This window comes from Sphingomonas sp. SL1004, assembly GCF_057815015.1.
This window is the reverse complement of record NZ_JBYMUX010000002.1, coordinates 164,855-179,513: the sequence shown is the minus strand read 5'-3', so window position 1 is coordinate 179,513 and position 14,659 is coordinate 164,855. Positions and strand designations below refer to the sequence as shown.

Here is a 14,659-nt window from a genome sequence, read left to right as displayed (position 1 = left end):
TGTCGACGATACTTAGCACCGCAGGCGCAAAAGGCCGGGAAGACTGCTGCAAATCGAGGGAGATAAGCACGCAGCATTTGAACTCGGCGCAATGAGCGTGGCGAGCAATGTGCGGCGATCGCAAAACATTGGTATGGACGTGCTGCTCGTGACTCGTTCCAAGAGCCAAATCCTTTTCTTATACTGCGCCTGTCGGTGCTCAAAAACGGGAGAATTATTCGACTTGGGTCGCTTGAGACTTCCAGGATTGATTGAGGCGAAAGAGTGGCTTGAGTTATTAAGATATTCAAGCTGCGGACATCACAAGTCCAAACATAACTAACAAAAGGTTTTTATTATCCCTTTTGGGCTGAGCTAAGTTTGTGTCCAGGAGTAAAACCGTCGCCCTACTCTCCAGTTTACTAATTGGCATCCTGCTCAGCGAATAAAGAGGTTAATGTCTTTACCGCAAAGGTCGATGGCTTTGACATAAAGATGAGACCAAATCGGGTAGTATCTTACAAAACGGAGCGGAAACTTTGCGATTTTTTTGGCACGTTTGACTGGCTTGGATTCAAGACTTCAGATTCATACTGAACCTGACTTTATGTCGGTGGTGCCAACGGGTTATGGAAATGGCAAAGTAAAGCAATTAGGAAGATTTAGGTTGCTATGCATACACCCAACAGCAGATTTTATGCACTGCTATAAGTTCGATTGTTAATGGCAAATATGTCGTGCTGATATTTGATAGTCCTCCAGTAAATGCTGATGAGGTTTCACGAGCTACAGACGCAGTTTCTTCATTTTTGGGGGGATTTTCATGCCTGATTACGGAAGCTTACCAAAGCAGAGCAAAGACGAGCAGATTAAGTTTCTTCAGGACCTGCTCCGGCAGAATGAAGGCAACCAAAGCGCCTCGAGCCTGGCTGACGGATACGAATATATCCGGTGGCAAATACAGAACGATCCGGCTTGGGATTATGAAATTGTAAATTGGCTTCAGGTAGCCTCCGAAATCAATGGCCCTGGTAGGCCATTCATGAAGCAGTTCGTCTTCGGTATGAATGATGAGGCGGCTGTTTGGGAGGATGGGCGGCATATCTCCTGGGAGGAAAATCAGGCCGCGTCAAACGATCTGGCTAGGGTAGTCTTTGACTCGTACATCAAAGATCTTCAGAATAACGAGGTTATAAGCAAAGATGATATTTTTCAGGTTGACGTTAATTCTGCGGTCCGAGGTCTTCATTTAAATCCGTCTTCATGGGCTGGGGGACCCCTTGGTTCTATTCTATATGGCTTTGACGTTTCGACTATCTATCCGATCGGTGATTTGAATCAGCGGCTGCATGAGTGGTTCGTTCGCGCTGATACTGTGGCAGGACGAATTACTTACGATGGTGTGAGCTCGGCTCTTAAATTTGCATACGACGGCCTCAACGGGTTGATATGGGGAAGCGACGAAACAGGCTCGCCGTACACCGCGATCGTTCAGGCTAAATCTGATAGCTTGTACATTCAGCAGGTTACCCAACTGCCGGGCGGCCAGATCAAACTTACGGACAATACGCAATCGGAATCCGATATCATCGTCGTCGCCGACAGAAACCTGAAGGCTACTACGATCATACTTCAAAGCAATGTGGGTCCTAATGGCGCCCGATTGACTTTCACTGACGAGTTGGCGGCGGAATTTTCTCGTGCATTCGAAGAATTGCTACGCGCCGGCCCTATCGAGTTCAATGGCAGCTCTGGTGGAGCGTCGACCGCGCCGTACTCAGGGAAAAGTACAGGGAGCTATGCGAGCGGAAGTACGGATGGTACCGGGTCTGGCGGAGTTAGTCCGACAATAGACGCAGGACAGTCGCGCGTTCTTCCAACAGTCAACTTCGTTCAGAACCCCGACGGTTCGGTTGTGATCAACGGTAGAAGAGCTCGGCAGATCGCAGCCGATCCGAGGTCGGGTGTGGCGCTTGTCAGCATCGATGCCGGTGTGGATGCAAATGGCGATACGGTTTCGGTAGATGCGATATTCGACGGCAAAACCCTCAGCCCGACCGGAGGAAAGCGAAATGGCAACGGCCAGATTGAAATTTTTGCGAAGCCCGGCGAGCCCACGACTATTCGACTTGCAACTCGGCCGCAGACTGGGATCGACTTTGTCGATGCAGGTGAAGCGATCGGCAGCGTATTTGGACATTACCTCGCCGGTAATAATGTACTCACAGATGTAGTCGCGACCGCGGCGCTGACAACTATTGGATCTAATTTAGGAGATGTGCTGAATAGCGTCGTATTCGGAAGTGATGAGCAGATAACATCAAACATAAGTAAGGCGTTTGATGGTATCGATACAGAGTTCCTCACCAATCTCGAAAACGCGGGAATTGGAGCGGTAAGCTCTTTCCTGACCGCTCAGTTGATTGGAACTCTGGGAGTAGATGGACTAGCTGGTCAAGCGCTGAACTCGGCAGCGGGATTTGCGCTTAATACGATCCTAACGAACGTCGTTCATGGAGCGACGACGGCTCAAGCGATATTTAATGGCGTCACTGATATAACAAGTCTGACGAACCTGGCGGCGAGCTTCATCGGCAATCAATTGGCATCTGCGATAGCCAACTGGGACGAAGTCGGGGAGCAGCTAGGGGCTTCGGTTGGGGGAGCACTTGGCGCATCGGTAGGTACGGCCCTTTTGCCCGGTTTAGGTACCGCGGTAGGTGCTTTTTTGGGCAACTTGATTGGCGGTTTCATTGGTGGCCTGTTCACGGGCAAGCCAGAGTCCGGTGCAATAGTTGGGTATGATGCTAATGCAGACCGTTTTGCGGTCGCTTCCGTTTGGAAGAAAGACGGAGGTAATAAAACCGCGGCCCGTCAGCTCGGCGAAAGTGCAGCAAATAGCCTAAACGGTATACTTTCAGCAGTCGGGGGCGATCTATTGAACGGCGGATCCGTCGACGCTGGTTCCTACGGATTGCGAGGCAAATCGTTTACGTACTGGAAGGACGATACGAGTAGCGACAACCGTGTTTCATTGGACGACCCTCAGGGTCTGGTCGAATATGGGGTGTTGCTGGCGGCCCGCGACATGAAGATCGTTGGCGGCGACGTATTCGCAAAGCGCGCATTCAATAATACGCTGTCATCGGAGCTTCCTGAGAAGGGTGGATTGGGCGTACTGCTCGGGAACCTAACGGTTGCGGAAAGGCTGCAGGTCTACCTTAGGTCTTCGACTGCGATCAACGCATTGATAGCAGCGGAGCCAAACTCCGTGTTTACCGCTGATTGGATATTGGCTCTCGCCCAGGCCAGCGAACTCGGTCTGCTAAAGCGGAGTAGTCATGACTGGGACGGTGGGTTCTCATATCTTCTGTCGAAGGGAGATACTGCAGCACGTGATGTGCAATTCCGTTTCGAGACGCTCGCAGACCCCAGAAATGGCAAACGAGCAATGTATCTCGATGGGACCCTGCTTCGGGACACTGTGGATAGCGATGCCAAGACAATAATTGAAGGAGACCGTTCTGACGATATCTTGGATGCGTCGATCGGCGGGGTCCGTAGCGGACTCGCGCTGAACGACCCCAAGCATATCGCAAACGTGTTTCACGGCGGCAACGGGAACGATCGGATAACGGGCGGGAATAGCGGAGACGATATCTTTGGGGAGGAAGGCGATGATCGGCTGATCGGCGGCGCGCTCGACGACTGGATTTTTGGTGGCGACGGGAACGATCTTATCGTTGCGGGCGGGGGCAGCGGCAACGTGCTCTCGGGAGGAAGCGGCGACGACGTGTTAATCGGTGCGTCGGGCGTTTCTGCGGACGTATTTAATAGCGGCTCCGATTGGCTTGCAGGCGGCGACGGTGAGGACCGACTCATCGGACAGGGTGGTGACGACTACCTCGAAGGTGGCGCAGGAAACGATCGTCTGGATGGGGGCGAGGGCGGTGATACCTACATCTACAGGACAGGTGATGGACACGACCTTCTGAACGACAGCGGTCAATTGTCCGCAGCTGATCACGACGTGTTGGAATTCGGCAAAGATATTCGCTCCGGCGACGTTACGGCATTGGCTAGCTCCGGAGGCGGGAGGCTCGCCTTGGCCATCGGCAAGAATGCCAACGATACTGTCGAACTTCGCGGAGCCGCTTTCTCACGAGATATCGGAATAGAGGAAATCAACTTCGTCGACGCCGTTTGGAGCCGCGGAGATATTACGTCACGCGCTGTTCTCGGCAAAACCGGTGGTTCAGTCATCGTCGGAACCGCCCGCAATCAAACGTTGAAGGGAACGGTATCCGACGACACGCTAACGGGCGGTGGCGGCACGGATGTGATCGCGGGTGGTCGGGGATCGGATACATATCTGTTCGGTCTTGGCGACGGCTCTGTCACGATCGACGATACGGGACTGGATTCGGATCTGGACGCGATTGCTTTCGGTCCCGGAATTTCCGCAGCGGACATCCGCGTGGAGCGTGATGCTTTCTCGGCCGACGCATTGGTGATCCGCGTCGGAGCGGGGGGTGACACCCTTTTTCTGCCGCATAGTCGGGTCTCGGATGGAAGCGCTTCAATCGAGGAGTTCCGCTTCGCAGATGGCACAAGCCTTACGCTTCGTGACATCGTCAATTTGGGAATGTCGGGTCGCACGACGGACGGCAACGACACGTTGCTTGGCCTTGACCGCAGCGATTTCCTCTATGGCGGAGACGGCGATGACGTACTCGACGGGGGTCTAGGAAACGACAATCTCGAAGGGCAGGCGGGCGCGGACACCTATCGCTACAGTCTGGGAGGGGGCGACGATCGGATCTACGACCTCGGACATTACGGCAGCCCTACGGCCGGAGATCGGCTGGTCTTCGGTGCCGGGATAACAAAGAGCAACGTTCGGTTCGAACACGATCGCGCCGATGGCAATGCGCTGCGCATAACCTTTGCTGGCGTGCCCGGCTCGGTCGTGATCGAGTCGCAGTTCGCCGGTAACGACAACCACGGAGTCGAGACGATAGTCCTGGCTGATGGAACGACGTTTGATCGCGCCGCGATTATCGCGAAGATCCTCGCTGACACGATCTCCGATGGGAACGACGTCATCGATGCCGACAACGGCGCAAACGTCATAAACGGCGGCGGTGGCGACGACCGTATCGCGGCCTGGAGCGGCGACGACACACTGATCGGCGGGCGAGGAAACGACAACCTCGAGGGCGGGGCTGGATCGGATACCTATTCCTATTCGCAAGGCGACGGTGCGGACCGGATCTATGATCTCGGTGACTACGGATCGCCGACCGCTGGCGATCTCCTGGTGTTCGGCCCCGGCATCACAACCGAAATGCTCGGGCTCGAGCGCGAATGGATCGATGCGCGAAACCTTAAGATCAGCATCGGGCCGGCCGGCAATTCGATCCTGATCGACGACGAGTTCGATTCTACGTACGCTGGAATCGATAGCTTCGTATTCGATGACGGAACGGTCTGGGATCACAGCGCAATGGCTGCGGCCGTCCTGGCTCAGAACAGCACTCAACTGGGCGATCGGATCGTCGGCTATCACGGGAACGACGTCATCGATGGCGGCGCGGGTGACGACCGGATCGCGGCTTGGGCTGGTGACGACATCATCCGGGGCGGGGCTGGCGACGACGATATACAGGGTGGTCAAGGCGCGGACACGTACGTCTATGCACTGGGCGACGGGAATGACCGCATCTTCGATCTCGGGGACTACAATGCGGATACCGCGGGCGATCGCCTTGTGTTCGGCGCCGGGATCGCCGTCGGTGATATCGTTCTCGAGCGCGATCACGCGGATGGAAACAATCTCCGTGTTCGGTTCAGCACCGCGGGCGGCTCGATCCTGCTCGAACGTCAGTTCGTCAATGCAAACGGCGGGGTTGAGACGTTCGAATTCGCAGACGGCACAGTTTGGGGCACCGCGCAGATCATCGCCCAGACAATCTCGCAGTCGGTGTCCGAATTAGCGGATTGGGTAGAAGGTTCGAACGTAGGTGACACGATCGCGGCCGGGGCTGGCGACGACTACGTCTACGGTTGGAGCGGAGACGATGTCATCACCGGCGGCGGCGGCGACGACAACCTGGAAGGTGGTCAGGGCGCTGACACCTATGTTTACAATGCCGGCGATGGCAACGACCGGATATTCGATCTGGGCGACTACAACGCTTCCACGCCGAACGATACGCTGGTGCTGGGCGCCGGAATCAGCGCTGGCGATCTGCTGCTCACGCGAGATACGGCAGACAGCCGCAACCTGATCATCCAATTCGGCAACGTCTCCGGGTCGATCATGATCGACGACCAGTTCAATGACGGCAACGCCGGGATCGACCGCATACAGTTCGCCGATGGGACCATCTGGGATCGTTCGTCCATAACGCAGGCAACGGCAGGCGGATCGCTGAACGCGGTAAATGGCGGCGAGCAGGCGGATGTCCTCACCGGCACTGCCGGCGGCGATCTCGTAAGAGGGAACGGCGGGAACGACATCCTGACGGGCGGTGCGGGCAATGACCGGCTCGAGGGTGGATCCGGCGACGACGTGTACATCTTCAATCGGGGGGACGGTTCGGACTCCGCATATGACGAGAGTGGTGGCATTGACGTCTTGAGGTTCGGCGCGACGATCACCGCGGAGGATGTGGTAGTCAGCCGTCGGCGGCTCGACGGCGACGGTTATGGTGTCGTATTCAGCATCGCAGGCACTACGGATGAGATATATTTTCAGAACTTCGATTATCGAGACTACGGTGCCGATCGTGACGTCGAGCGTGTCGAGTTCGCCGACGGGACGGTGTGGACCTTTGCCGACGTAGCGTCGCGCCTGCTCGCCAAGGCGACGGATGGCGATGACGTTCTGGCCGCCACGAGCTACGGCAACGATGTCATAGACGGCGGGTCGGGGGATGATCGGATCACCGGCAGCAACGGCGTCAACACGCTGATCGGCGGGAAGGGTAACGACCGTATCGACGGCGGGGGCGGAAACGAAACGTACTTGTTCGCGCGTGGCGATGGCATGGATACGATCAGCGATCGCGGCGGCAACGATACTCTACGGTTCGGCGCGGGAATCTCCACGTCCGACATCCGGGTCGAACGTCGTGCAGCAGGCGACAACATGGGCATCGTGTTCGTGATCGCCGGAGCTGGCGGTCAGCGGGACTCGGTCTACGTGATCGGCGCGAACTACAACAGCTACGGCGCCAACCAGACCATCGAACACGTGGCGTTCGCGGATGGGACGGTCTGGACCGATGCCGACGTCCGGGCTCGACTGGCCGCCGACGCGATGACCGCGGGTGACGACTACATTCTTGGGTCCACGTTCAGTGGTGACATGCTTTCCGGTGGAGCGGGCGACGACCAGCTGACCGCGTTCGACGGCAATGATACCTTGAATGGTGGAACCGGGCAGGACCTCCTCGAGGGTGGTACAGGTAACGATACTTACATCTTTGCTCGAGGCGACGGGCGTGACGTCGTCCGTGAGGATGGCGGGGAAGACGTACTGAAGTTGGGTGCCGGCATCGGCGTGGACGACATCGTCGTCACGCGTCGCAATGGCGACGGCGACACATATGGAACCGTCCTGTCGATCCGCGGGACCGGCGACGAGATCTACATCGTAGGTGCGGACTACCCGCATTACGGTGCCGACCAGGACATCGAACGCATCGAGTTCGCGGATGGCACAATCTGGACCGACGCCGACATTCGCACCCGGATGCTCGCCCAGGCCGCAACGGGCGGTGACGATGTGATCTCCGCATCGGGCTTCGGTGGGGACGTCCTCTCGGGCCTAGGAGGGGACGACCTCCTGTATGGGAACGGCGGCAACGATACGCTCGAAGGCGGTGCCGGAAACGACCGGGTCGAAGGCGGGGACGGGGACGATACTTACATCTTCGGCCGCGGCGATGGACGCGACGTGGTTTCGGACAACGGGGGCGGTAGTGACATCCTTTCGTTCGGCCTCGGAATCACCGAGGCGGACATCAGGGTCGAGCGTCGCCTTGCCGGCGTGGACGCCAACAGCGTGGTCTTCTCGATTACCGGAACCACGGACTCGGTTTCGGTACTTGGCTGGGATAATCGCGACTATGGGGCGGAACTCGATCTCGAAAAGGTCGTCTTCGCAACCGGCGAGGTCTGGACACCGGATGTCGTCCGCCAGCTTCTGCAGGGTACCGTCATTGGCGGCAGCTTCGTGACGGTTACGATGGGCGACGACACGATCAACGGATCAAACGAAGCCGATACGCTTCGTGGGATGAAAGGCGACGACGTTCTGCGGGGCGGCATGGGCTCCGATACATACTTGTTCCGGCGCGGCGACGGATACGACACGATCTATGACGCGAAGGACGCAGACGCCAACGATCGACTGATTCTAGAAGGCATCGATAGCACCTCCGTCACCGCGTTCGTTTCTCCTACGGATCAAGACGATATCGTTCTCTATGTGGACGATGGCAACGTCGTCTATCTCGATCAGCAGGTGGCCGGCGGCGGGTCCGGTATCGAGGAGGTTCAGTTCGCCGACGGCGTCGTATGGACTCGATCGCATCTGCAAGCGTTGGCGACTGCGGGAGGGGCGACCGCCGGGGCGGATAAGCTGCTCGGTACCAACTTCGCCGATACCTTGACGGGTGGTCTTGGTGATGATCTTCTCGATGGCCGCGGCGGCGGCGACACCTACCGGTACTCGATCGGGGACGGCAACGACGTCATCGACGAGTCGACCGGAATAGTTGTCAAGACCGGTGCCGAGACGAACGACGGCGATCGCATCCTGTTCGGCTCAGGCATCTCCTTCTCCGATCTCAGGCTGGCTTCCGCAGCGGACGGAGACCTGCTGCTCACTATCGCCGGGCAATCAGGGTCGATCCGGTTGAAGGGACAGGAGGCAGGCGGAACCGGCGGCGTAGAGACGCTCGCGTTCGCCGATGGAACATCGGTTGCTTTCTCGGCATTGCGAACGGCAGCCATCTCGCGAACCGTTACGGACGGGGACGACAGGGTCATCGGCTTCGCGTTGAATGACATAATGCGCGGTGGGCGTGGTAACGACACGCTCGAAGGCGGAGCCGGCTCCGATACCTACACATTCGCGTTGGGCGACGGCAGCGACATCATAATCGAGGCTGGATCAGGCGGGCTGAACGTGCTCGCCTTCGCCGCCGGCATTGGAACCGATGACCTTCGATTGACGCGCCGAGCGGACAATCCGGCCGACCTCGTCCTGCTTTTCGCTAACGGGACGGACCAAGTGGTCATCCGCGACCAGTTCGGTGCCGGATCTGCCGGAATTCAGCAGATCACCTTCGCCGATGGTACAATGTGGGATCGTTCAAAGATCATCGAACGCATGGTGGCTCAACCGGCGACTGCGGGCGACGACTTTCTGGTGGGCAGCGACGTTGCAGACACGATGGATGGCCTGGCTGGGGCAGACACCGTCTATGGCGGAGCTGGAGCCGACGTTCTGATCGGAGGGGCGGGAGATGATCATCTCTACGGCGGTGTCGGTGCCGATACGATCGCGGGTGGCGATGGCGACGACGTCATTTCAGGCGACGAAGGTTCGGATACCATGGACGGCGGTGCCGGGTTCGACACAGTCGATTATGGGTTCTCGCTCGATCGCTGGTCGATCGATCTTTCGACGGGAACAGCCGCGATCATCGGTAGCCCACAGTCTGCCGTTGAAACCATCGCGAACTTCGAAGCCGCAACGGGCGGTCTGGGCGGCGATACTATCGTGGGCAGCGCAGCCGCGAACACGATCCGTGGCGGCGCAGGCGACGACAAAGTCGCTGGCGGGGCCGGCGATGACCTGTTCCTGGTGGATGGGACGGACGATGGTGTCGATACGATCGATGGAGGCACCGGCTTCGACCGTATCGAGGCTCTATCCGACGAAACCCAGATCGGCATCGCCAGCCTTACGAGCGTCGAGCGCATATCGGCTGCCGGCCATGTCGGCGTCACCATTGCTGGAACTGATGAAGACGACGTACTCGATCTAAGTAGCGTCCAATTAATTGGTATCACCCGCGTCTTACTAGGTGCGGGCGACGATCTGGTCGTGTCATCGACGGCCGACGATGCATTCGACTTAGGCGACGGCAATGACATCGTCCGTTTCGGCGCTGCGGCTGGTGGCGCCGATACGATTGACGGCGGGCAAGGCGTCGATCGCATCGAAGCCCGCGAGGACGATGCCGTCATACGTCTGGCAGGCTATACCGGGATCGAGACGATCTCCGGTGCCGGCTTTGCGGGCGTCGTTCTGGCACGGACCGATGCTGCAGAAGTAACTGACCTTGCAACGGCGGCCTTCAACGGCATCACCAGATACGATCTCCTCGGAGGCGACGACGGCTTCGTAGGTTCGAACGACGCCGACACCGTGCGGGGTGGTGCTGGCGACGACGCGTTACGCGGCTTGGGCGGCGACGACGTGTTTGAATACGGTGGGACAGATACCGGACGCGACAGCGTGGACGGAGGAGCCGGATACGACCGACTGACTGCGACCGAGGACGGGACGCGGATAGGCATCAGGTCCATTATGGGCATCGAAGCGATCACGTCCGGGGGGCACAACGATGTGACCGTTGCGCTCACCGATGGTGATGACATCCTGGATCTTGCCAGCGTGACGATGACGGGCATCACCGGCATTGCGGGCGGACAGGGCGACGATACTTTGCGCGGAAGCGAAGGCGATGACGTGTTCCTGGTGGGAGGGACCGTTGACGGAGTCGACGAGGTAGATGGGCGTGGTGGAACCGATCGGATCCAGGCGACCGCGACCGATACGGTGGTTGGCCTTCGTGGACTGGCACGCGTCGAGCGCATCGATGCGGGTGGGTTTGCGAACGTTTCCGTCCGGTTTACGCAAACGGACGACAGCATCGATCTGACTGAAGTCGCGTTGACCGGTATCGCATCCATCGATCTCGGCGCGGGCAATGACGTTCTTCGTGGGTCAAGCGGTGCGGACACGATCATAGGCGGAACCGGAAACGACGTTTCGTTTGGCGGGCAGGGTGATGACGTCTACGTCTTCAACATCGGCGACGGCCGAGATACGATCAGCGATCAGAGTGACCGGCAGGCGGGGGGCGGGTTCGATTGCGTTCACTTCGGTGAAGGCATCGATCCCGAAGACGTGGAAGTCACTACCACAAACGACGGTCGGGATTTCGTGCTGACGATCGGCACGACCGGCGACGCCATCACCATCACCAACGGCGCATCCGCATCGCAGAACTTCTGGATCGAAGAGGTCAGGTTCGCGAACGGCGTGGTCTGGACGCGGGATCACCTGTCGGGAGCAACCCTACCGTATTCGAACGGCAACGACGTAATCACGGGAACCGACGGTATCGATGCACTTCGTGGCGGCGGTGGTGATGATACGATCTACGCTCAAGGCGGCGACGATGACATCAGAGGCGACGCCGGCAACGACGCACTCTTCGGGCGTGGCGGTAACGATGTGATCGACGGAGGCGAGGGGAACGACGTTCTTGGCGGAGACGCTGGCGACGACGTATATCGTTTCGGCCGCGGCGACGGTCAGGACGTGATCTACGAATGGTCGGGTCAGGGGGGCTCCGGCGGTTTCGATACCGTGGAGTTCAAAGCTGGCGTCGCAGCGTCGGATGTTGCGGTCAGGCGAGGCAACGGCGGCAAGGACCTTATCCTTACCATAGCCGGAACGGCCGACAGCATCACGTTGGGCGAGACCAACTGGCGCGACTACAACCATGTCGAGCAGGTGCGTTTCGCAGACGGTACTATATGGGACCAGGCGGAACTCGCACGACGCAGCGAGTCCACGGAAAGTGTGAACGTGGTAACGCGCACGCAGATCGTTGGCGACGGCAATTACAACGAATTGTACGGCACGGCTGACAATGACCTCATCGATGGCAAAGGCCAAGGCGACTATCTCGAAGGGCGTCAGGGAAGTGACGTGTACGTCCATGCGTCGGGAGACGGCGGTGATCGCATCAACGACGTCGGGAGTACGAACGACACCGACATACTCAAGCTGACCGACCTAAATGCGGCCGACGTCTCGTTCCGTAGGGATGGATCGCATCTCTACATGCGTGAGATCGCCACCGGCGAGGAGTCCCGGATAGATAACCAGTTCTACTCCGACGCCACCTACGGCGTGGAACAGATCCAGTTCGCCGACGGCACCGCATTGGATCGCGTCGGAATCCAGCAAGCGGCATGGATCCGGGGCAACGGCGGCTACAACGAGTTGTACGGTTCCGATCTGGCGGAGACGTTCGAAGCCAATGGCGGCGGCGACTACATGGCGGGTGGCAACGGAAGCGACCTGTACCGCTACTCCTCCGGCGACGGCGGCGTACGGGTCAACGAGGCGGGCAGCGCGAACGACACCGACATACTTAAGCTGACCGACCTGAACGCTTCTGACGTCTCGTTCCGCAGGGACGGGTCGCACCTCTACATGCGGGAGATCTCCACCGGCCAAGAGTCGCGGATAGACAACCAGTTCTACTCCGACACCACCTACGGCGTGGAGCAGATCCAGTTCGCCGACGGCACCACTTGGAACCGCTCGGCGATACAACAGGCGGCGTGGATTCGGGGCAGCTCGAACTACAACGAGTTGTACGGTTCCGATCTGGCGGAGACGTTCGAAGCTAATGGCGGCGGCGACTACATGGCGGGTGGCAACGGAAGCGACGTGTACCGCTACTCCTCCGGCGACGGCGGCGTACGGGTCAACGAGGCGGGCAGCGCGAACGACACCGACATACTGAAGCTAACCGACCTGAATGCGGCCGACATCTCGTTCCGCAGGGACGGATCGCACCTCTACATGCGGGAGATCGCCACCGGCCAAGAGTCGCGGATAGACAACCAGTTCTACTCCGACGCCACCTATGGCGTGGAGCAGATCCAGTTCGCTGACGGCACCACTTGGAACCGCTCGGCGATACAACAGGCGGCGTGGATTCGCGGCAGCTCGAACTACAACGAGTTGTACGGTTCCGATCTTGCGGAGACGTTCGAAGCCAACGGCGGCGGCGACTACATGGCGGGTGGCAACGGAAGCGACGTCTACCGCTATACCTCGGGAGACGGCGGGGTACGGGTCAACGAGGCGGGCAGCGCGAACGACACCGACATACTGAAGTTGACCGACCTGAATGTTTCTGACGTCTCGTTCCGCAGGGACGGGTCGCACCTCTACATGCGCGAAATCGCCACCGGCCAAGAGTCGCGGATAGACAACCAGTTCTACTCAGACTCGGTATATGGCGTGGAGCAGATACAGTTCGCTGACGGCACCACTTGGAACCGCTCGGCGATACAACAGGCGGCGTGGATTCGGGGCAACAGCAGCTACAACGAACTTTATGGTTCGGATCAGGCTGACACGTTCGAAGGCAATGGCGGCGGTGACTACATGGCTGGCGGCAATGGCAGCGACACGTATCGCTACACTGCCGGCGACGGGGGTGGACGCATTCAAGATCGGGGTTTGCCCTCAGAAAGCGACGTTCTGAAACTGACGGATATCAACGCGGCGGACGTTTCGCTGCGGCGAGATGGGTCTCACCTCTACCTGCGTCATATTGCCACCGGACAGGAAACGCGGATCGATGACCAGTTCTATTCCGATGCCACTTACGGAGTAGAGCAGATCAAGTTCGCCGACGGTACCATGTGGGACCGGACTGCGATCCAGCAGGCGGCGTGGTTCCGGGGCAACGGCAGCTACAACGAGCTTTATGGTTCGGATCAGGCGGACACGTTCGAAGGCAATGGCGGCGGTGACTACATGGCAGGTGGCAACGGAAGCGACACCTATCGTTACACCGCTGGTGACGGAGGCGGGCGGATCCAAGATCGCGGGACCGCGATCGATACCGATACCCTGAAGTTGACGGACCTGAACCCTGCGGACATCACACTAAGGCGTGCTGACTCGCATCTCTACGTCAGCGATCTCACGACTGGACAGGAAACTCGGATCGACGACCAGTTCTACTCAGACGCCACATATGGTGTCGAACGGATTGAGTTTGCCGACGGCGAGACGTGGGATCGCGCCGCCATCCTCGCAAACACCGGGGTAATCGGGTCGACGAGAAACAACACGCTTTCGTCTTCGGCCCGCAATGGACGCTCTCTCTCGGGTGAGGATGACCGCAGCGCGCCTTCGGTTGCCGAGGGTACCTATAACGCTATGTCGTTTGACTCAGAAAACACTGCATCGGCACGCGAGGCGGATTACGAGATGTCAGGGCCCATTGATCAAAATGGCGGCAGCCATCTTAACAGCGGGATTTCCGCCTGGACCGATGGATCGAATGAGACCTTTGGCGACACCGTTATGTCATTCCAGTGGGGGGGGGCACCGTCCGGTGTTAGCGATGCGGCTGCTGCAGCAAGTCGTCTAGTGCAGGCAACGGCGGCATTCCGCCCGTTTGGTGCAGGAATGATTAACGATATCGCCAACGACAAAGGCTTCGACACTATCAACGGGCTTATCGCTTTCGGCAACGAAGTTGCGGGGGCTCGATAGATCTGATCGGAAAATGCGCCCGGCCTAATTCGGCCGGGCGTTCATGAATGGGCGGAATAG

General features: G+C 58.6%; 1 protein-coding gene. It reads left to right on the top strand.

Translation table 11 applies throughout. The annotated features are described in order from the left end of the window. Positions 1–802: 802 nt before the first annotated feature. The gene (locus AC3D24_RS21460) at positions 803–14,599 is read left to right on the top strand and encodes a calcium-binding protein (RefSeq protein ID WP_489033528.1); all 13,797 of its coding nucleotides are present in this window, start codon (positions 803–805) and stop codon (positions 14,597–14,599) included. Positions 14,600–14,659: the final 60 nt, after the last annotated feature.

Excerpts from the sequence above, each read along its gene's own strand:
- AC3D24_RS21460 (WP_489033528.1), top strand. The coding sequence starts at position 803 with ATGCCTGATTACGGAAGCTTACCAAAGCAGAGCAAAGACGAGCAGATT.